General features: G+C 71.5%; 1 protein-coding gene (only partly in view). It reads right to left on the reverse strand.

Translation table 11 applies throughout. The features are described from left to right. A protein-coding gene (locus Amac_RS56245; protein ID WP_281356312.1) for a type I polyketide synthase crosses the window boundary here: on the reverse strand, nt 1–24,136 show its final stretch. Its footprint extends 25,046 nt past the window's final position; 24,136 of the gene's 49,182 nt are visible here — the last part of the coding sequence; the start codon falls outside the window, past its right edge — the gene reads right to left on this strand; it ends in the stop codon at nt 1–3.

Below are 24,136 nucleotides of genomic sequence, written 5' to 3' on the forward strand. Positions count from 1 at the left end.
TCACAGATCCTTGAGGCGGCCCAGCTCGCTTTCGATGAAGCCGAGAATGTCCTTGGTACTCGCCGATTCGAGCACTTCGGCGACTGTAATTTCACTAGTCTCCGTGCCGGTCTCACTCACCGTCGCCAGCAGGTGGCGCAGCCGGGTGACGATGCCGTTTCTCGCGACCTCGTTCAGCGCGTGGCCGGAAAGCGCCATCTCGAAGCGGTTGAGATCGGCCAGCAAGGACAGTTCCGTGGCCTTGTTCTCCCCGGGCGCGATTTCCGCCAGGAGATGTTCGGCGAGGCTCGCGGGGGTCGGGTAGTCGAAGATGACGGTGGCCTGCAGCCGCAGTCCCGTCACCGCGTTCAGCCGGTTGCGCAGCTCCACCGTGGTGAGGGAATCGAAGCCCAGTTCGCGGAACTCCCGTCCCGGCTGGATCGCCTCTGCCGACTCGTGTGCCAGGACCAGTGCCGCCTGCGTGCGCACCAGCTCCGTCACCAGCCGCACCTGCTCGGCCTCGTCCAGTTCCGCCAGGCGGCGGACCAGTTCTTCCCCGCCCCCTGCGGAGGTGGAGACCGCGGAGCGGCGGCCGACGCGGACCAAGCCGCGCATCAAGTGCGGGACCTCGCCCATCGCTCGCAGCACCGGCAGGTCCAGCCGCACTGGTACCACCATCGCCCGGGCCGAGGCGGTGGCAGCTTCGAACGCGGCAAGACCGTGCTCGGCCGACAGCGGCGGCATGCCCGGGCGGGTGACCCGCCGCAGCTCGGTGCCGCTCAACGTGCCGGTCATGCCGCTGTCCTGAGCCCACGAACCCCAGGCCAGCGACAACCCGGCCAGCCCCCGCGCGCGGCGCAGCTGGGCCAGGGCGTCCAGGAACGCGTTCGCCGCCGCGTAGTTGCCCTGACCAGGCGCACCGACGACACCCGCGAGCGCGGAGAAGACCACGAACCCGGCCAGGTCCATGTCCTGGGTGAGCTCGTGCAGGTGCCAGGCCGCGTCCACCTTCGGCCGCAGCACACTGTCCAGCCGCTCGGCCGACAGCGACGGGATCGTCCCATCGGCCAGCACACCGGCGGTGTGAATGATCGCGGTCAGCGGATGTCCGGCATCGATCCCGGCCAGCAGGTCCGCGACCTGGTCCCGGTCGGCCAGGTCACAGGTGGCGATCTCGACCTCGGCGCCGTGCGCGATCAGCTCAGCCCGCAGGTCCACCGCGCCCGGAGCATCCAGGCCCCTCCGGCTGACCAGCAACAGGTGCCGAACACCGCGTTCAACCACCACATGCCGGGCGAACAGCGCACCCAGGCCACCGGTCCCGCCAGTGATCAACACTGTGCCGTCCGGAGCCCACGGACGGGCACCGTCCTCAACCGAGTCGATATCGGAGATGTCAGGGCTATCGGGCAGTACCCGCGCCAGCCGCGGCACCAGCATCTCACCCTCGCGCACCGCCACCTGCGGCTCGCCCGACGCCAGGACCCCGGCCAGCACCGGTGCGGAGATCTCGTGCTCGTCCGCATCGACCAGCACGAACTGGTCCGGGTTCTCCGACTGGGCGCTACGGACCAGACCCCACACCGCGGAAGCCGGCAGATCCGTGACCGTCTCACCGTCACCCGCGGCGATCGCACCCCGGGTGAGGAACACCAGCCGCGAATCGGCGAACCGCTCATCGGCCAGCCACTGCTGCACGACCCCCAGCACCTGGGTGGTCAGCATGTGCGCCGACTCCACCGCTCCAGCCGCCGGATCCGCGGCCACCTCCAGCACCACCACGGGCGGTACCGCATCCGCAGTGGCCGCTCCCAAGCCGTCCAATCCGAACACCGCCACGTCGCCGGTCTCCCCGGTCTCCGGCGTACCCGCCACGGCCTTCCACTCGACCCCGAACAGCGATTCCCAGCCGATGCCGCGGTCCGACACGGCCAGTTCTCCGGCGGAGACCGGCCGCAGCCCCACCGACCGCGCCGACACCACCGGCGCACCCGCCGCGTCGACCGCCGCCAGCTCCACCGAGTCGTCAGCGGTGCGGGCCAGCCGGACCCGCAACACCGACGCTCCGCCGGCCTCCAGGGACACCCCGGCCCACGAGAACGGCACTAGGCCACCCTCGGAATCGTCCAGCCCGGCGAAGATCACCGCGTGCAGCGCGGCGTCCAGCAAAGCCGGATGCAAACCGAACGTCCCCGCCTCCGACTGCGCCTGCTCGGGCAGCGCCACCTCGGCGAAGATCTCACCATCGCGCTGCCAGGCCGCCCGCAGCCCCTGGAACACCGGACCGTATTCCAGTCCTTGGTCTGCCAGCTCGTCATAGAAGCCGTCCAGTTCGACGGCGGTCGCGCCGGTCGGCGGCCAAACCGCCGCATCGAACGACCCTGCTGCCGGAGAACCGGTCGCGAGCGTGCCGGTGGCGTGCCGCACCCACGGCACATCCTCCCCGGCCTGCGCCGAGCGGGCGTAGACGTTCACGCTCCGGTGGCCCGACTCCTCCGGCGCGGCCACCGACACCTGCACCGCGACCGCCTCGCCCTCGCCCAGCACCAGCGGCGCGACCAGCGTCAGCTCCTCGACCACATCGCAGCCGACCTGGTCACCCGCCCGGACCGCCAGCTCAAGGAATCCGGTGCCGGGGAAGACCACCGTCCCGGCCACCGCGTGATCGGCCAGCCACGGATGCGTTCGCAGCGAGATACGTCCCGTCAGCACCATCCCATCGGAGTCGGCCAACCCGACCGCCGCGCTCAGCAGCGGGTGATCCGCGGCGGCCAGGCCCGCCGCCGCCACGTTCCCTCCGCCGGAACCGGCGCTGTCGGGCCAGTACCTGCGGTGCTCGAAGGCGTAGGTGGGCAGATCGACCCGGCCTCCCCTCGGGAGCACCGCCCGCCAGTCCACCGGCACCCCGTGCACGTGCAGCCGGGCCAGCGCCGTCATCACCGCCGTGTGCTCGTCTCGATCCTTGCGCAGCACCGGCACGAGCACGTTGTCGAACTCCGCGGCAAGGGTGTCCTGGGCCATCGCGGTCAGGACACCATCGGGGCCCAGCTCCAGATACGCCCGTACGCCCTGAGTCTCCAGCGTGCGGACGCCATCGGCGAAGCGGACCGCGCCACGGACCTGATCCACCCAGTAGCCCGGCGAGCACACCTGCTCGGTCGTGGCCGCCTGGCCGGTCAGGGTCGACACGATGGGGATACGCGGCGGGTTGTAGGTGAGCCTGCTCGCCAGCGTGCGGAAGTCTTCCAGCATCGGATCCATCAACGGCGAATGGAACGCATGCGACACTCGCAGCCGCCGCGTCTTGACCTTCTGGGATTCCAGCGCGGCGGCGACCTCAAGCACCGCCTCCTCGACACCGGAGAGCACCAGCGAGGCAGGACCGTTGACCGCCGCGATCGACACCTCACCCGAACGCCCGGCCAGCAGATCGGCAACCTGATCCTCGGACGCTTGAACCGCGACCATCGCCCCACCCGCGGGCAGCGCCTGCATCAACCGCGCCCGAGCCGCCACCAGCGCACACGCATCACTCAGGGACAGCACCCCGGCCACGTGCGCCGCCGTGATCTCCCCGATCGAATGACCGGCCAGCACATCCGGCCGCACACCCCACGACTCCACCAGCCGGAACAATGCCGTCTCCAGCGCGAACAGCGCCGGCTGCGCCCACCCGGTCTGGTCCAGCGCCGCCGCTTCGGGCGTGCCCGGCTCGGCGAACAGGACCTCGCGCAACGAACGACCCTGCTCGAGCGAGGGTTCCAGCTCGGCGATCACCTCGTCCAGCGCCTCGGCGAACACCGGGAACCGGTCATACAGCTCGCGGCCCATCCCTGCCCGCTGACTGCCCTGGCCGGTGAACAGCACCGCCAGCTGCGGCTCCGCCCCGGCCACCGCGCGCACCACGCCCGCACCCGGCAGGTCCTCGGCCAGCGCGCCCAAACCGGCCAGCGCACTCTCGCGGTCGCTCGCCAGCACCACCGCGCGATGCTCGAACGCCGACCGCGTCGTGGCCAGCGCGAACGCCGTATCGGCCAGCGCAACCTCACCGCGCTCCCGCACCTGCGAGACCAGCCGCTCGGCCTGCGCCCGCAACGCCTGATCCGTCTTGGCCGAGACCAGCACCGGCACCACACCAGCGGGCGGCGCCTGATCCTCCACGTCCGGACCGGCCGGAACCTCCGGCCCCTCCTCCAAGATCACATGGGCGTTGGTGCCGCTGATCCCGAAGGAGGAGACACCCGCCCGGCGCGGACGGCCGGTCCGCGGCCATTCGGCGGGCTCGGTCAGCAGCTCCACCGCGCCCGAGGTCCAGTCCACGTGCGAGGACGGCGCGTCCACGTGCAGCGTCTTGGGCAGCACGCCATGCCGGAGGGCCAGCACCATCTTGATCACACCGGCGACACCCGCCGCCGCCTGCGTGTGACCGATGTTCGACTTGATCGCGCCCAACAGCAGCGGGCGGTCCTCCTGCCTGTCCTTGCCGTAGGTCTCCAGCAGCGCCTGGGCCTCGATCGGGTCGCCCAGCGCGGTTCCCGTGCCGTGTGCCTCGACCGCGTCCACCTCGGACGGCGACACTCCGGCATTGGCCAGCGCCTGCCGGATCACCCGCTGCTGCGAAGGGCCGTTCGGCGCGGTCAGGCCGTTGGACGCGCCGTCCTGGTTGATCGCCGAACCACGGACGATCGCCAGGACCTGGTGCCCGTTGCGGCGGGCGTCCGACAGCCGCTCCAGGACCAGCATGCCCACGCCCTCGGAATAGCTGGTGCCGTCCGCCGTGTCGGCGAAGGCCTTGCACCGGCCGTCCTGCGCCAGCCCGCCCTGGGCGCTGAAACCGATGATCCCCAGCGGCGAGGCCATCACCGTCGCGCCACCGGTCAGCGCCAGATCGCACTCGCCCGAGCGCAGCGCCTGCACCCCGAGGTGCATCGCCACCAGCGACGAAGAACACGCGGTGTCCACCGTCACCGCAGGGCCCTCAAGACCCAGCGTGTACGAGAGACGGCCGGACAACACGCTGGCCGACAGACCGGTGACGCCATGGCCTTGGACATCCGCCTGAGCGCTCACGATCAAGCTTGCGTAGTCCTGGCCGTTGGTGCCGACGAACACCCCGGTGGAGCTGCCCTTCAGCGAGACCGGGTCGATCCCGGCCCGCTCGACGGCCTCCCAGACCCCTTCCAGCAGCAACCGCTGCTGCGGGTCCATCGCCAGCGCCTCACGCGGCGAAATCCCGAAGAACCCGGCGTCGAACCCGGCCACATCAGGCAAGAACCCGCCCTGATCGGTCGCGCTGCTGCCCCGGCCGTCCGACCCGAACAGCATCTCCATGTCCCAGCCGCGATCGGTGGGGAAGGGGGTGATCGCGTCCTCGCCTTCGGACAGCAGCCGCCACAGCTCTTCCGGCGAGTTCACCTCGCCGGGGAACCGGCAGCTCATACCCACAATCACGATGGGATCGCCCGCGACTCCCGCCTTCTGCGCGGCCACCACACCCGAGGCCACGGCCTGGTCCTGGCGACCCAGCAACTCCGACACCAGGAATCGGGCCAGCACGGCCGGCGTCGGGTAGTCGAACACCAGCGTGGCCGGCAGCCGCAGCCCTGTCGCCGTGTTCAACCGGTTACGCAACTCCACCGCGGTGAGGGAGTCGAAGCCCAGCTCGCGGAACTCCCGCCGCGCCTGGACCGCGTCCGCCGACGCGTGCCCCAGCACCACCGCGGCCTGAGCGCGCACCAGCTCGACCACCAGCCGCACCTGCTCGTTCTCGCCCAGCCCGACCAGCCGCCGTACCAGCTCCGCGTCTCCGGCCACCGAGGTGGAGACCGCCGATCGGCGGCCTACGCGCACCAGGCCCCGCATCAGATGCGGCACCTCAGGGAACGTGCGCAGCACCGGCAGATCCAGCCGCACCGGCACCACCGCTGCCTGGCCCGACGTGGCAGCCGACTCGAACGCCGCGAGTCCTTGCTCGGCCGACAGCGGCGGCATGCCCGCCCGCGCTATCCGGCGCAGCTCGATCGCGCCGAGGCCGCCGGTCATTCCGGTCTCCTGCGCCCACAAGCTCCAGGCCAGCGACAACCCGGGCAGCCCCTGCGCCCGGCGCAGCTGGACCAGCGAGTCGAGGAACGCGTTGGCCGCCGCGTAGTTGCCCTGACCGGCGTTGCCCATCACCCCCGCGAGGGAGGAGAAGACCACGAACGCCGCGAGGTCCAGGTCCTTGGTGAGCTCGTGCAGGTGCCAGGCGGCGTCCACCTTGGGACGCAGCACCGCGTCCAGCCGCTCCGGCGTCAGCGAGGGAATCGTGCCGTCATCCAGCACACCGGCGGTGTGAATGACCGCGGTCAGCGGATGCCCGGCCGGCACCTGCTCCAGCAGGGCAGCCACGTGGTCCCGGTCGGCCACATCGCAGGACGCGATCGTGACCTCGACGCCGTGCGCGATCAGCTCGGCCTGCAACTCCACCGCACCCGGAGCCTCCAGGCCCCGGCGACTGGTCAGCAGCAGATGCCGCACCCCGCGCTCGGCCACCAGATGCCGGGCGAACAGCGCGCCCAGACCACCGGTCCCACCAGTGATCAACACCGTGCCGTCCGGATCCCACGGCCGTTCGACCTCGGGGCCGGGCACCACCCGCGCGAGCCGGGCCACCCGCACCTCATCACCGCGCACCGCCACCTGCGGCTCGTCTGACGCCAGCACTCCGGCCAGCAGCGGTACGGAGATCTCCTGATCGTCCACATCGACCAGTACGAACCGGCCCGGATTCTCCGACTGGGCGCTACGGACCAGACCTCGAGCCGCGGCCACCACCGGATCCGGCGCCGCTTCGCCCTCGGTCGCGACCGCGCCCCGAGTAAGGAACACCAGACGCGAGTCGGCCAACCGCTCATCGGTCAGCCACCGCTGCACCAGATCCAGAACGCGGGTGGTCAGCGCATGCGCCGACTCCACCACTCCGGCGACCGGATCCGAGACCAGCTCCGTCAACACCATGCCCGGGACCGGACCCGACTCCAGCAGGGACGAGAGATCCTCGTGGACCGAAAGTCCGCTCGACTCTCCGGCCGCGTTGTCGCCGGCTGCCCGCAACGCCGCTGCGGCGCCCAGCGTGTCCCGGCCGAGCAGCCCCACCGTTGCCGGCGCCCCAGCGGCCTCCGGCGTACCGGCCATGGGGGCCCACTCCACCCGGAACAGCGTGTCCCGGCCGGCGTCACGGCCATCGAGTGCGAGCTGCTCGGTGGAGATCGGTCGCAGGACCACCGACCGGGCCGACACCACCGGCTCCCCGGCCGCATCCACCGCGAACAGGGAGAACGCGTCGTCCCCTGTCCGAGCCAGTCGTACCCGCAGCATCGAGGCGCCGCCCGCGTGCAGGCACACCTGACCCCAGGAGAACGGTTCCTGGACAGCCTCGGCATCGGCGATCGGCGTCACCTGCAGGACCGCGTCCAGCAACGCCGGGTGCAACCCGAACGAATCCGCTCCGCCGACGTGCTCCGGCAGGCTCAGCTCGGCGAAGATCTCACCGTCAGCACCCTGCCAGGCCGCCCGCAGACCCTGGAACGCCGGACCGTATGCCAGCCCTCGGGTGGCCAGCTCATCGTAAAGGCCATCCAGTTCGATGGCGGTCGTCCCGGCTGGGGGCCACATCGCCGTATCGAACGGCGCGGATTCCGGAGTACCGGTCGCGAGCGTGCCGGTGGCGTGCCGCACCCACGGCGTATCATCGGCCGCGTCCGCCGACCGGGCGTAAACACTCAGGCTTCGGCGGCCCTGCTCCTGCGTGGCGTCGGCCCATACCTGGACTGCGACGGCCTCGCCCTCGCCCAGCGCCAGCGGCGCGACCAGCGTCAGCTCCTCCACCACATCGCAGCCGACCTGGTCACCCGCCCTGATCGCCAGCTCCACGAACACGCTGCCCGGCACCACCGCGGAACCCGCCACCACGTAATCGGCGAGCCACGGCTGGGCGCTCAGCGACAACCTCCCGGTCAGCACCACCCCGTCGGAGTTGGCCAGCGGCATCGCCGCGCCCAGCAGCGGGTGCCTGGTCGCGGAAAGGCCCAGCACGCGAGCATCACCGCTCTGCTTGGCGTTCGGCCAGAACCGCTGGTGTTGGAAGGCGTAGGTCGGCAGGTCGACCCGGCGTCCACCGGTCAGTACCGCCTGCCAGTCCACCGCCACGCCGCGGACGAACAGCTCGGCCGCCGAGACCAGCACTCGGTCCAGCCCGCCCTCGTCACGGCGCAGCGTCCCGGCGATGACCGCGTCCACTGCGGCCTCGTCGGCGCATTCGCCGATGCCGATGGTCAGTACCGGGTGCGGGCTCACCTCGACGAACGCCCGATACCGCTGCTCCAGCAGTTCCCCGATGGCCGGGGCGAAGGCCACTGTGTTGCGCAGGTTGTCACACCAGTACGCCGCGTCGAGTTCCGGCCCTTCCAGCCACTGGCCGGTCACGGTCGACAGCATCGGCACCCGCACCGGACGCGGAGCCACTTCCGCCAGGACCTGGGCCAGTTCCGCACCGATCAGATCGACCTGAGCCGAATGCGAGGCATAGTCGACCGCGATCCGCCGGACCCGCACCTCCTCAGCAGCGAGGTGCTCGACCAGTTCCTCCACTGCGGCGACCTCACCGGCCACCACCACCGAGCGAGGGCCGTTGACGGCCGCGACCGAGACCCGCCCGTCCCAGACGGCCAAGCGCTCACGCACCTGCTCGACCGGCAACGCCACCGAGGCCATCGCGCCGAGCCCGGCCAGCCGGTCGGCGATCAGGCGGCTACGCAGCGCCACCACTCGCGCGCCGTCCTGCAACGACAGACCACCCGCCACCACCGCGGCCGCGATCTCGCCCTGAGAGTGGCCGACCACGGCGTCGGGACGGACTTCCAGCGACTCCCACACCGCCGCCAAGGAGACCATCACCGCGAACGACACGGGCTGGACGACATCGACCCGATCCAGCGACGGAGCACCCTCCGCCTGGCGGATCACGTCCAGCAGCGACCAGTCCACGAATGGCTCCAACGCCGCCGCGCACTCGGCCATCCGGCCAGCGAAGACCGGCGACTCCTCAAGCAGCCGCCTGCCCATACCGACCCACTGGGCTCCCTGGCCCGGGAACACCCACGCCGACTTCCCATCGACGTCGGCCACACCCTCGACCACGCGAGCCGCCGACCCGCCGACCTCGACCGCGGACAGGCCAGCCAGCAGCTCCTGACGGTCGCGTCCGACCACCACCGCGCGGTGCTCGAACGCCGACCGCGACACCACCAGCGAGAACGCCGTATCGACCGAATTCAGATCGCCGGCCTCCACGTGCGCCGCCAGACGACGCGCCTGACCACGCAACGACTCCTCGGTCTTCGCCGAAACCACCCACGGCACCACATCCGCAGCCGGAGCCCAGTCCTCCGCATCCGACCCGGCCTGCTCAGCCTCCGGCCCCTGCTCCAAGATCACGTGGGAGTTGGTGCCGCTGATCCCGAAGGAGGACACACCGGCCCGGCGCGGGTGGCCGTTCTGCTGCCACTCCACCGGCTCGGTCAGCAGCTCGATCGCGCCATCGGCCCAGTCCACGTGCGACGAAGGCGCGTCCACGTGCAGCGTCTTCGGCAGCATTCCGTGGCGCATGGCCATGACCATCTTGATCACACCGGCGACGCCCGCGGCGGCCTGCGTGTGACCGATGTTCGACTTGATCGAGCCCAGCAGCACAGGTCGGTCCTCCGGCCGGTTCTGGCCGTAGGTCGCCAGCAGGGCCTGCGCCTCGATCGGGTCACCCAGCGTCGTCCCGGTGCCATGCGCCTCGACCGCGTCCACCTCGGCAGCGGACAGCCCCGCGACAGCCAGGGCCTGGCGGATCACCCGCTGCTGCGACGGACCGTTCGGCGCGGTCAGCCCGTTGGACGCGCCGTCCTGGTTGACGGCGGAGCCGCGCACGACCGCGAGCACCTGGTGACCGTTGCGGCGGGCGTCCGACAGCCGCTCCAGCACCACCAAACCCACGCCCTCGGACCAGCCGGTGCCGTCCGCGGTGTCGGAGAACGCCTTGCACCGCCCATCGCCGGCCAGCCCGCCCTGCGCGCTGAAGTCGATGAACACCCCCGGCGTGGCCATCACGGTCACGCCGCCGGCCAGCGCCAGATCGCACTCGCCCGAGCGCAGCGCCTGCGCCGCCATGTGCATCGCCACCAGCGACGACGAACACGCGGTGTCCACCGTCACCGCCGGACCCTCAAGACCCAGCGCGTACGCGACACGGCCGGTGAGGATGCTCCCGGCGCTACCGGTGCTGACGAAGGCCATCACATCCGGCGAGAACTCACCGCTCATCCCGTAGTCGTGGAAGATCGCCCCGGCGTACACACCGGTACGGCTGCCCCGCAACGAGACCGGGTCGATCCCCGCCCGCTCGATCGCCTCCCAGGACGCCTCCAGCAGGATCCGCTGCTGCGGATCCATCGCCAGCGCCTCACGCGGCGAAATGCCGAAGAATCCCGGATCGAATTCGGCCGCGTCCGAGAGGAACCCGCCGTAGAAGTCCAGTTCGCCCTGCACCTGCCAGCCCCGGTCCCGGGGCACCGGGGAGATGGCGTCCTTGCCCTCGGCGACCAGCCGCCACAGATCCTCCGGAGAGCTCACCCCGCCGGGGAAACGGCAGGCCATCGAGACGATGGCGATCGGGTCGTCCGCCACCGAGGTGGCGACCACCGGGAGAATCGCGTCGCCGTGCACGCCGAGCAGTTCGCTGAGCAGGTACTCGCCGAGTGCGGTGGGGGTGGGGTAGTCGAAGACAAGGGTGGAGGGCAGGCGCAGCCCGGTGGCGTCGTTGAGCCGGTTGCGCAGCTCGAGCGCGGTCAGCGAGTCGAAGCCCAGCTCACGGAACTCCCGCCGGACATCCACCCCCTCCACGGAGGAATGCCCGAGGACGGCGGCGGCCTGCGCCCGGACCAGGTCGACCAGCAGGTGGATCCGCTGGGGGTGGGCCAGACCGGCCAGCTGCCGGGACAGCGCCTCGCCCGCGCCGCCGCCTCCGGCCGCCGACAGCGCGGCGGCCGTACGGCGAGTGCCCCGGACCAGCCCGCGCAGCAATGGCGGCACCAGCTGAGCGGGCATCGCCGACAGGTTCAGCCGCACCGGGACCACGAGCGGTGAATCCGAGCCGATGGCCGCGTCGAATAGCGCCAGCCCCTGCTCGGTGCTGATCGGTGGAATCCCGGCGGTGGCCATCCGCTGCACGCTGGCCTGCGACATGCCCCCGGTCATCCCGGTGGCCTGTGCCCACAGTCCCCAGGTGAGCGAGAGCCCCGGCAGCCCCTGTACCCGGCGCTGCGCCATCAACCCGTCCAGCCAGGCGTTGGCCGCCGCGTAGTTGCCCTGCCCCGCGTTGCCTATCAGCCCGGCCAGCGAGGAGAACACCACGAACTCGGCCAGGTCCATGTCCTGGGTCAGCTCGTGCAGATGCCAGGCCGCGTCGACCTTCGGCCGCAGCACCGCGTCCACTCGCTCCGGTGTCAGCGAGGGGATCGTCCCGTCATCCACGATTCCAGCCGCGTGAATCACCGCGGTCAGCGGATGCTCGGCGTCGACCCCGGCCAGCAGGCCGGCCACCGCGTCCCGGTCGGCCATGTCGCAGGCGCTGATGGTGACCCGGGCGCCCTGATCGCTCAGCTCCTGGTGAAGCTCTGTCACACCGGGGGCGTCGGGGCCTCGGCGGCTGGCCAGCAGCAGATGCCGCACCCCGTGCGCGGCCACCAGGTGCCGGGCCACCTCCGCACCCAGGCCGCTGGTGCCGCCGGTGACGAGCACGGTGTTTTCCGGGTTCCACCGGCGCGGCATGGTCAGCACGATCTTGCCGGTGTGCCGGGCCTGGCTCATGTACCGGAACGCCTCACGGCCCCGGCGCACATCCCACGCCGTGAACGGCAACGGCCGCAACTCACCGGCCGCGATCAGCTCCATCAACTCGGCCAGGATCTGCTGCAGCCGCTCGGCACCGGCGTCCAGCATGTCGAACCAGTGGTACGTCAGCCCGGGGAACTGCGCCTGGTCGCGGATGTCCAGCTTGCCCATCTCGATGAACCGGCCGCCCGGACGGAGCAGTCGCGCCGAGGCGTCGATGGGCTCCCCGGTCAGCGAGTTGAGCACCACATCGATTCCCCGCTCACCGCGGACCGCGCGGAACTGCTCCTCGAAGTCCAGGGTCCGCGATGAGGCAATGTGATCGTCGGGGATGCCCAGCGAGCGCAGGACGTCCCACTTGGCGGGACTCGCCGTCGCGAACACCTCGACCCCCAGGCGCTGGGCCAGCTGGATCGCCGCCATGCCCACACCGCCCGTGCCGGCGTGCACCAGGAGCGACTCGCCCGGCTGCAGCCCGGCCAGATCCATCAGGCCGTAATAGGCGGTCAGGAACGTCACCGGGATGGTCGCCGCCTGCTCGAACGAAATCCCGTCGGGAATCTTGGACAGGACTGGGGCGCTGGTGACCACCGGGCCGAACGCGCCTTCGGTCAGACAGACCACCCGGTCGCCCGGGCGCAGGTCGTCGACCTCGGGGCCGACCTCCAGCACCACGCCGGCGGCCTCGCCGCCCATCAGGCCGACCTTGTCCTGGAACCAGCCCAGCGCGTGCAGCGCGTCCAGCAGGTCACGGAAGTTGACTCCGGCCGCGTGCACCGCCACCCGCACCTGCCCGGCCGCCAACGGCTCGACCGTCCCCGGGTAGTCAATGAGCTCCAGCGCGTCCAGGCTGCCCTTGGCCCTGCTCCCCAGCTTCCACGCCGTACCGGACGGAGGCAGCAGACCCGCCCCCGACGCCAGCGATGCCAACCGCGGCGCCCGCACCCCACCGCCACGCACCGCCACCTGCGGCTCGCCGGAAGCCAGCACCCCACCCAGCAACCCGCCCAGCGCACCGAGCCGCACCGACTCCTCATCCACGTCCACCAGCACGAACCGGCCCGGGTTCTCCGCCTGCGCGCTGCGCACCATCCCCCACGCCGCCGCGGCCGCCAGATCGGTGACCTCCTCGTCGTCGCCCGCCGCGACCGCGCCCCGGGTGAGGAACACCAGTCGCGACTCGGCGAACCGCTCCTCGGCCAGCCAGCCCTGCAACAGGTCCAGCACCCCACGGGTCACCTGATGCGCCGAGGCCACCGCGTCCACACCTGACGCGGTCTCGACCTCGGCCAGCACCACACCTGGCACCGGGCCCGCCTCGGCCAGCGCCGGAAGATCACGATGAACCGCGACCGAATCCCACGTCCCCGCAAGACCCAGCGCGTCCAGCTCGAACGCCGCGAAGCCGACCATCGCCACCGGCACCGGATCGGCCACCGGAACATCGGAAAGCGCGGTCCACTCCAGCCGGAACAGCCCGTCGCGCTCGGCCGCCTGGCCATCGCCCACAGCGGCGATCTGGCCGGGCGAGAACGGGCGCAGCACCAGCGACCGCGCCGACAGCACCGGCTCCCCGGCGGCGTCCACCGCCGTCAGCGTGGCCGAGTCGGCAGCGGTCCGGCTCAGCCGCACGCGCAGCATCGCCGCCCCGGTGGCGTGCAGGCTCACCTCACTCCACGAGAACGGCAACCGGCCGCCTTCGGAATCGTCAAGACCGGCGAAGGTCACCGCGTGCAACGCCGCGTCCAGCAGAGCCGGATGCACCCCGAACGAACCCGCGCTCGACTGCGCCTGCTCGGGCAGGACGACCTCGCCGAACACCGCACCGTCGGCGCCGCGCCAGGCCGCCCGCAGCCCCTGGAACACCGGGCCGTATTCGAACCCGCCCGAAGCCAGTCCCTCGTACAGCCCGTCCAGCTCGATCGCGGTCGCCCCCTGCGGGGGCCAGACCGCCGCGTCGAACGGTACGGCAGTGGACACGCCGGTCGCGAGCGTGCCGGTGGCGTGCCGCGTCCACGGCACATCGTCGGCGGCTTGCGCCGACCGGGCGTAGACGGTCACGCTCCGATGGCCGGTGTCCTGGGCGGCGCCCACCCACACCTGCACCGCGACGGCATCGGTCTCGGTCAGCACCAGCGGCGCGGTCAGGGTCAGCTCTTCCACCAGATCACAACCGACCTGATCACCCGCACGGATCGCCAGTTCCAGGAATCCGGTACCCGGGAAGATCACCGTACCGGCCACCGCGTGATCGGCCAGCCACGGATGCGACGAGAGCGACAGACGGCCGGTCAGCAGCACCCCGTCGGAGTCGGCCAGACCCACGGCGGCGCCCAGCAGCGGATGATCCGTCACCGCCAACCCCGCCGCGGCCACATTCCCCACCCGGGAAGCCGCCCCGGGCCAGTACCGCTCGTGCTGGAAGGCATAGGTCGGCAGGTCGACCCGGCGACCGCGAGGGAGCACCGCCTGCCAGTTCACCGATACGCCGTGCACGTGCAGCTGAGCCAGCGCCTCGATGACGACCTCGTGCTCATCCCGGTCCCGGCGCAGCACCGGCACCAGCACGTTATCGATCTCCGCAGCAAGAGTGTCCTGGGCCATCGCGGTCAGGACACCGTCGGGGCCCAGCTCCAGATAGGCCCGTACGCCCTGAGTCTCCAGCGTGCGGACGCCGTCGGCGAAGCGGACCGCGCCGCGGACCTGGTCCACCCAGTAATCCGCCGAGCACACCTGCTCGGCCGTGGCCGCGTCTCCGGTCAGGGTGGAGACGATCGGGATTCGAGGCGGGTTGTAGGTGAGCCTGCTCGCCAGCGTGCGGAAGTCCTCCAGCATCGGGTCCATCAGCGGCGAATGGAACGCGTGCGACACCCGCAACCGCTTGGTGCGCACCCCGCGCTTCGCCAGCGCGGCGGCGACCTCAAGGACCGGCTGCTCTACCCCGGAGATCACCATCGAGGCCGGGCCGTTCACCGCCGCGATCGACACCTGGTCTTCGCGCCCGGCCAGCACCTCGGCGACCTCCTCCTCGGAGGTCTGCACCGCCACCATCGCCCCACCTGCGGGAAGGGCCTGCATCAGCCGCGCCCGGGCCGCCACCAGCGCACACGCATCCGCCAGCGACAGCACCCCGGCCACGTGAGCCGCAGTGATCTCCCCGACCGAGTGCCCGGCCAGTACCTCCGGCCGCACCCCCCACGAGGACACCAACCGGAACAGCGCCATCTCCACCGCGAACAACGCCGGCTGCGCCCACCCCGTCTGATCCAGCAGCCCGGCTTGGTCGGCGAACAGCACCTCACGCAACGACCCGTCGAGCAGCGGGTCCAGCTCGGCGATCACCTCATCCAACGCCTGCGCGAAGACCGGGAAGCGGTCGTACAGCTCCCGGCCCATCCCCGCCCGCTGGCTGCCCTGGCCGGTGAACAACACCGCGAGCCTCGGCTCCGCCGCCACCCCGCGCACCACACCCGCACCCGGCCGGTCCTCGGCCAGCGCCGCCAGCCCGGCCAGCAGACCATCACGGTCCCCGGCCAGCACCACCGCACGATGCTCGAACGCCGGACGGGTCGTGGCCAGCGAGAACGCCGTATCGGCCAGCGCCACCTCACCGCGGTCCTGTACATGTGAAGCCAGCCGCTCGGCCTGCGCCCGCAATACCTCTGCTGTACGGGCCGACACCAGCACCGGCAGCGCACCCGCGGCGGGCGCATCGTCCCGCGCCACCGTTCCGGCCTCGATCCGCGGAGTCGTCGGCCCCTGCTCGAGGATGACGTGGGCGTTGGTGCCGCTGATCCCGAAGGAGGAGACACCCGCCCGGCGCGGACGGCCAGTCTGTGGCCATTCGGCGGGCTCGGTCAGCAGCTCCACCGCGCCAGAGGCCCAGTCCACGTGTGAGGACGGCGCATCGACATGCAACGTTTTGGGCAGCACGCCATGCCGGAGGGCCAGCACCATCTTGATCACACCGGCGACGCCCGCGGCGGCCTGGGTGTGACCGAAGTTCGACTTGATCGCCCCCAGCAACAGCGGACGACCCTCCGGCCGGTCCTTGCCGTACGTGGCCAGCAGCGCTTGGGCCTCGATCGGGTCACCCAGCGTGGTACCGGTGCCGTGCGCCTCCACCGCGTCCACCTCGGACGGCGACAACCCGGAAACGGCCAGCGCCTGGCGGATCACCCGCTGCTGCGACGGACCGTTCGGCGCGGTCAGGCCATTGGACGCGCCGTCCTGGTTGATCGCCGACCCACGCAGGACCGCCAGCACCTCATGCCCGTTGCGGCGGGCGTCCGACAGCCGCTCCAGGACCAGCACGCCCATGCCCTCAGACCAGGTCGTACCGTCGGCGGTGTCGGAGAACGCCTTGCACCGCCCATCAGGCGCCAACCCGCCCTGCGCGCTGAACCCGATGAACCCAATCGGGGTGGTCATCACCGTGGCGCCCCCGGCCAGCGCCAGACTGCACTCGCCCGAGCGCAGCGCCTGCGCCGCCATGTGCATCGCCACCAGCGACGATGAGCAGGCGGTGTCCACCGTCACCGCCGGGCCCTCCAGACCCAGGGTGTAGGACAGGCGGCCGGACAGCACGCTGGCTGACATACCGGTGATGGCATGGCCTTCCACGTCTGCCGCGGCGTTCATCATCAGGCTCATGTAGTCCTGACCGTTGGTGCCCACGAACACGCCGGTGGAGCTGCCCTTCAGCGAGACCGGGTCGATCCCGGTCCGCTCGATCGCCTCCCACACCCCCTCCAGCAGCAGCCGCTGCTGCGGATCCATCGCCAGCGCCTCACGCGGCGAGATCCCGAAGAACCCCGCGTCGAACCCGGCCACATCCGCCAGGAACCCGCCCTGAACATCAAGACCCGTCCCGGACACCGACGCCAGATCCCAGCCCCGATCGGCCGGGACCGGCGAGATCGCGTCCTCGCCCTCGGACAGCAGCCGCCACAGCTCTTCCGGAGAGTTCACCCCGCCGGGGAATCGGCAGCTCATGCCCACGATCGCGATCGGATCGTCCGCCACTCCGGCTTTCTGCTCGGCCACCACGCCGGAGGCCACGCCCTGGTCCTGTCGGCCCAGCAGCTCCGACACCAGGAACTCCGCCAGCACGACTGGCGTCGGGTAGTCGAACACCAGCGTGGCCGGCAACCGCAACCCGGTCGCGATATTCAACCGGTTGCGCAACTCCACGGCGGTGAGGGAGTCGAAGCCCAGCTCGCGGAACTCCCGCCGTACCTGGACGGTCTCCGGCGACGGGTGGCCCAGAACCACTGCGGCCTGAGCGCGCACCAGCTCCACCACCAGCCGGACCTGCTCGGTCTCGCCCAGCCCGGCCAGCCTGCGTACCAGCTCCGCGTCCCCGCCCACCGGGGTGGAGACCGCCGACCGGCGGCCCACCCGGACCAGGCCGCGCATGAGCTGCGGCACGTGGCCAAGCGTCCGCAGGACCGGGAGATCCAGCCGTGCCGCGACTACCGCCGGCTGCCCCGAAGTGGCAGCCGCGTCGAACGCCGCGAGTCCTTGCTCGGCCGACAGCGCCGGCATGCCCGCCCGCGCTATCCGGCGCAGCTCGATCGCGCCCAGAGCGCCGGTCATCCCGGTTTCCTGCGCCCACAGACCCCACGCCAGCGACAACCCGGGCAGCCCCTGCGCCCGGCGCAGCTGGGCCAGCGCGTCGAGGAACGCGTTGGCCGCCGCGTAGTTGCCCTGACCGGCGTTGCCCGTCACCCCGGCCATCGAGGAGAACACCACGAACCCGGCCAGGTCGCTGCTCCGCGTGAGTTCGTGCAGGTGCCAGGCCGCGTCCACCTTCGGACGCAACACGCTGTCCAGCCGCTCGGAGGTCAGTGACGGGATCGTCCCGTCGGCCAGCACACCGGCGGTGTGAATCACCGCAGTCAGCGGATGACCGGCATCGACTTGCGCCAGCAGGGCCGCCACCGCGTCCCGGTCGGCCATGTCGCACGCCGCGATCGTGACCTCCACGCCGTGCGCGATCAGCTCCGCCTGCAGCTCCACCGCACCCGGAGCATCCAAGCCCCGGCGACTGGTCAGCAGCAGATGCCGTACGCCACGCTCGGCCACCACATGCCGCGCGAACAGCGCGCCCAGACCACCGGTCCCACCAGTGATCAACACCGTCCCAGCCGGATCCCACGGCCGCTCCGCCGTCTCCGCAGGCGCCAGCCGCGCCAGCCGCGGAACCCGCACCTCACCTCCGCGTACCGCCACCTGCGGCTCATCCGACGCCAGCACCCCGGCCAGCACCGAGTCAGGCAGCTCACCATCGACATCGGCCAGCAGGAACCGGCCCGGATTCTCCGACTGAGCACTCCGGACGAGACCGTGAGCCGCCGCCACCACGGGATCCGGCGCCGCCTCACCAGCGTCGGCCACGACCGCGCCCCGGGTGAGGAACACCAGCCGCGAATCGGCGAACCGCTCATCGGCCAGCCACCGCTGGAGCAGATCCAGAACCCGGGCGGTCAGCGCATGCGCCGACTCCACCACCCCGGCCGCCGGATCCGAGACCAGCTCCGTCACCACCACGCCCGGGACCGGACCCGACTCCAGCAGAGACGAGAGATCCTCGTGGACCGGCAGTCCGCCCGGCTCTCCGGCCGCGTCGTTCCCGGCGGTCCGCAACGCCGCCGTGGCACCCAGCGTGTCCCGGCCGAGCAGCCCCACCGACATCGGGGCCCAAGCGGCCTCCGGCGCACCGGCGATGGCGGCCCACTCCACCCGGAACAACGTGTCCCGCCCAGAGCCACGACCGTCAAGAGCAAGCTGCTCGGTGGAGACCGGCCGCAGCACGACCGACCGGGCCGACAGCACCGGCGCACCCGTCGCGTCGACCGCGCTCAGCGACACCGCATCGCCGCCCGCCCCGGCCAGCCGCAGCCGCAGCATCGACGCGCCGCCCGCGTGCAGGCACACCTCGCCCCAGGAGAGCGGCGACCAGCCGCTTCCCGCCGTGTCCAGCCCGGCGAAAGGCACCGCGTGCAACGCCGCGTCCAGCAGCGCCGGGTGCAACCCGAACTCCCCTGCGCCGCTGACCTGCTCCGGCAAGCTCAGCTCGGCGAACACCTCGCCGTCGGAACCCCGCCAGGCCGCCCGCAGACCCTGGAACGCCGGACCGTAGGCGAAGCCCTCCTCCGCCAGTTCCTCGTACAGCCCGCCCAGCTCGATCGCGGTCGCGCCGGCCGGAGGCCACACCGCCGCATCGAACGGCACGGCAGGTGCGAGGCCCGTGGTGAGAGTGCCCGTGGCATGGAGCACCCACTGCCCATCGTCGTCGCCGTCCGCCAGGCGCGTGTGCACGCTCAGGCTCCGGCGGCCCTCCTGTGGTGCGCCCACCGACACCTGCACCACTACCGCGTCCTGCTCGGCGAGAGCCAGCGGCGCGTTCAGCGTCAGCTCCTCGACCACATCGCAGCCGACCTGGTCACCCGCCCGGACCGCCAGTTCCACGAACACGCTGCCCGGCACCACGACCGAGCCCGCCACCACGTGATCGGCCAGCCACGGCTGCGTACTCACCGACAACCGGCCGGTCAGCACCATCCCATCGGTATCGGCCAGGCCCACGGCCGCCCCCAGCAGCGGGTGCCTGGTCGCGGACAGGCCCAGAACACGGGCATCACCGCTCTGCTTGGCGTTCGGCCAGTACCGCTGGTGCTGGAAGGCGTAGGTCGGCAGCTCGACCTGGCGACCGCCGGGCAGCACGCTCTTCCAGTCCACCGCGATGCCGCGGACGAACAGCTCAGCGGCCGAGACCAGGACCCGGTCCAGCCCGCCCTCGTCCCGGCGCAGCGTGCCGGTGATCACCGCATCTGCTGTGGCCTCGTCCACGCATTCGCCGATGCCGATCGTCAGCACCGGGTGCGGGCTCACTTCCACGAACGCCCGGTACCGCTGCTCCAGCAGCTGCCCGACCGCCGGGGCGAAGGCCACCGTGTTGCGCAGGTTGTCACACCAGTACCCCGCGTCGAGTTCCGGCCCTTCCACCCACTGGCCGGTCACCGTCGACAACATCGGCACCCGCACCGAACGCGGAGCCACCCCTGCCAGAACCTGCACCAGCTCCGCACCGATCAGATCAACCTGAGCCGAATGCGACGCATAATCCACCGCGATACGGCGAACCCGCACCCCATCCCCGGCCAGTCGCTCGACCAGTTCCTCAATGGCCGCGACCTCACCGGCCACCACCACTGAGCGAGGGCCGTTGATCGCCGCGACCGACACCCGCCCGTCCCAGGACGACAGCCACTCACGCACCTGCTCGACCGGCAACGCCACCGAGGCCATCGCCCCGAGCCCCGCCAGCCGGTCGGCGATCAGACGGCTACGCAACGCCACCACCCGCGCGCCGTCCTGCAACGACAGACCACCCGCGACCACCGCGGCCGCGATCTCGCCCTGAGAGTGGCCGACCACGGCGTCCGGGCGCAGGCCGAGCGATTCCCACACCGCTGCCAGCGACACCATCACCGCGAACGACACCGGCTGGACCACATCCACCCGATCCAGCCCCGGAGCACCCTCGGCCTGGCGGATCACATCCAGCAGCGACCACTCCACCAACGGCTCCAACGCCGCCGCGCACTCCGCCATCCGGCCCGCGAAAACCGGCGACTCCTCAAGCAGGGCAGCACCCATCCCCGCCCACTGCGCCCCCTGACCAGGGAACACCCACACCGACTTACCGACGACATCGGCCACGCCCGAGACCACCCGAGCCGCCGGCTCCCCGGCCTCGACCGCCGACAAGCCCGATAGCAGCTCGCCACGATCCTCGCCGACCACCACCGCACGGTGCTCGAACACCGACCGCGACACCACCAACGAGGACCCCACGTCCACCGGGTCCAAGGCGTCGGCCTCCACCTGCGCCGCCAGACGACGCGCCTGACCACGCAACGCCTCCGGCGTCTTCGCCGAGATCACCCACGGCACCACACCACCGGCAGGCTCTTCCACCTCCGGCCGCGTGACACCTTCCGGTCCTTGCTCCAGGATCACGTGGGCGTTGGTGCCGCTGATCCCGAACGAGGACACACCGGCCCGGCGCGGGTGGCCGTTCTGCTGCCACTCCACCGGCTCGGTCAGCAGTTCCACCGCGCCCGAGGCCCAGTCCACGTGCGAGGACGGCGCATCCACGTGCAGCGTCTTGGGCAGGACACCGTGCCGCATGGCCATGACCATCTTGATCACACCGGCGACGCCCGCGGCGGCCTGCGTGTGACCGAGGTTCGACTTGATCGAACCCAGCAGCAACGGCTGGCCCTCCGGCCGGTCCTGACCGTAAGTCGCCAGCAGCGCCTGAGCCTCGATCGGGTCACCCAGCGTCGTCCCGGTACCGTGCGCCTCGACCGCGTCCACTCCAGCGGGAGACAGCCCGGCGCCGGCCAGGGCCTGCCGGATCACCCGCTGCTGCGACGGACCGTTCGGCGCAGTCAGCCCATTGGACGCGCCGTCCTGGTTGACCGCCGACCCACGCACGATGGCGAGCACCTGGTGGCCGTTGCGGCGGGCGTCCGACAGCCGCTCCAGCAGCACCATGCCCACGCCCTCGGAATAGCTGGTGCCGTCCGCCGCGTCGGCGAAAGACTTGCTCCGGCCATCGGGCGACAGGCCTCCTTGGGTGCTGAAGTCGATGAACGCCAGCGGGGTGGCCATGACGGTCGCGCCACCGGCCAGTGCCAGATCGCATTCGCCCGAGCGCAGCGCCTGCGCCGCCATGTGCATCGCCACCAGCGACGACGAGCACGCGGTGTCCACCGTCACCGCCGGGCCCTCCAACCCCAGCGTGTACGAGATACGGCCAGTCGCGACACTCGCGGCGGTACCGGTGCCGACGAAGCCCAGCACCTCCGGCGGGAACTGGGCGTTCATCCCGTAGTCGTGGTAGAAGATGCCGGCGAACACCCCGGTACGGCTGCCCCGCAGTGAGGTCGGGTCCATGCCCGCCCGCTCGATCGCCTCCCAGGAGGTCTCCAGCAGCAACCGCTGCTGCGGATCCATCGCCAGCGCCTCACGCGGCGAAATGCCGAAGAAGCCAGGATCGAACTGCGCGGCGCTCTCCAGGAAGCCGCCCTCGCGTACGTAGCTGGTGCCCCGATGCTCGGTATCCGGGTTGAACAACGCCGCCAGATCCCAGCCGCGCGTGGTCGGGAACTCACTGATCCCGTCCCCGCCCTCGGCCACCAACCGCCACAGATCCTCCGGAGAATGGATTTCACCCGGGAAATGGCAGGCCATACCCACGATCACGATCGGGTCGTCGCTCAACGGCAGGGCGGGCGCGGGAATGATCGCGTCGGCGTGCTCGCCGAGCAGCTCGGCCAGCAGGAACTCCGCCAGCACGGTCGGCGTCGGGTAGTCGAACACCAGCGTCGCCGGCAACCGCAAACCCGTCACGCCGTTCAGCCGGTTCCGCAGCTCCACCGCGGTGAGGCTGTCGAAGCCCAGCTCACGGAACTCGCGCCGGACCTCCACCGTCTCGGGCGAGACATGGCCCAGCACCATGGCCACCTCGGTGCGCACCAGATCCAGCAGAACCTCGGCGCGTTCGGCCGCCCCCAGCGGAGCCAGCCGCTGCAGCAGCGTCGCCGCCACCACCGAACCGGACGCCGCCGACCGCCGGCCACTCCGCACCAGCCCGCGCAACAACGGGGAGACCTCGCCTTGGGCGCGCAGCACCGCCAGCTCCAGCCGGAGCGGGATCACCACCGGCCGCGTCACCCGGCCGGCCGCGTCGAACAGCGCCAGGCCCTGTTCCACCGACAGCGGCGGCATGCCCGTCCGGGCGATCCGCCGCATGTCGGCCTCGCTCAGCGCGCTGGTCATGCCGGTGTCCTGGGTCCAGGCACCCCAGGCCAGGGACAGCGCGGGCAGCCCTTCGGCCCGGCGCGACTGGGCCAAGGCGTTCAGGAACGTGTTCGCCGCCGCGTAGTTGCCCTGCCCGGGTGCTCCCATGACACCCGACAAGGACGAGTACAGGATGAACGCCGCCAGGTCCACGCCCCTGGTCAGCTCGTGCAGATGCCAGGCCGCGTCCACCTTCGGACGCAACACCCTGCCCAGCCGCTCCGGCGTCAGCGACGAGATCGTCGCGTCCTCCAGGACACCGGCGGTGTGCACGACCGCGGTCAGCGGATGAGCGGCGTCGACACCGGCCAGCAGGGCCGCCACCTGGTCCCGATCCGCCATGTCGCAGGCGGCGATGGTCACGTGCGCGCCGTGCGCGGCCAGCTCCCGCTCCAGCTCGGCTGCCCCGGCCGCGTCCAGGCCACGGCGGCTGGTCAGCAGCAGGTGCCGTACGCCCCGCTCGGTCACCAGATGCCGGGCCAGGCTGCCCCCCAGACCACCGGTGCCACCAGTGATCAGAACTGTCCCGTCCGGATCCCACGGCCGTTCCGGCTCCTCGGCCGGTGTCACCCGGGCCAGACGAGGCACCCGTACCGCGCCTTCACGCACCGCCGCCTGCGGCTCACCGGAGGCCAGCACCGCGGCCAGCGACGAGGAGGACAGCTCCGCGTCGACATCGACCAGTACGAACCGGCCCGGATCCTCCCACTGCGCCGAACGCACCAGGCCCCACACCGCCGCAGCCGCCAGATCGGTGACCGCTTCACTCTCACTCGCGGCCACCGCGCCCCGCGTCACGAACACCAGCCGCGAAGCCCTGAACCGCTCGTCGGCCAACCACTGCTGCAGCAGGTCGAGGATGTGGGCGACCAGCTCGTGCGTCGCCTCCGCCACGTTCCCGGCGTCGGCCGACCCGACGGTGACCATGACCACGTCGGGTGCCGAGTCCAGTGCGGCGAGTTCTCCGGTCAGCTCGACCACGCTCGGGACGGTCTCCGTGCCCACCGCCTCCGGCAGCGCGGTCCAGTCCAGCCCGAACAGCGAATCGCGCGCTACGCCGCCACCGCCCGCATCGGCGAACTGCTCGGGGGTGAACGGACGCACGACCAACGAGCGCGCCGACAAGACCGGCGCTCCGGCCCGATCGGCCGCCGACAACGACACGGAGTCGTCACCGGACTTGGCCAGCCGGACGCGCAGCAGCGCGGCACCACTCGCGTGCAGGCACACCTCTTGCCAGGAGAAGGGCAGCAGGCCACCCTCCACCACATTCAACCCGGCGAAGCTGACCGCGTGCAGCGCCGCGTCCAGCAACGCCGGATGCACTCCGAACGCGCCCGCGTTCGACGCCGCCTGCTCGGGAAGG

It is taken from the genome of Acrocarpospora macrocephala (assembly GCF_009687865.1).
Lineage (GTDB): Bacteria > Actinomycetota > Actinomycetes > Streptosporangiales > Streptosporangiaceae > Acrocarpospora > Acrocarpospora macrocephala.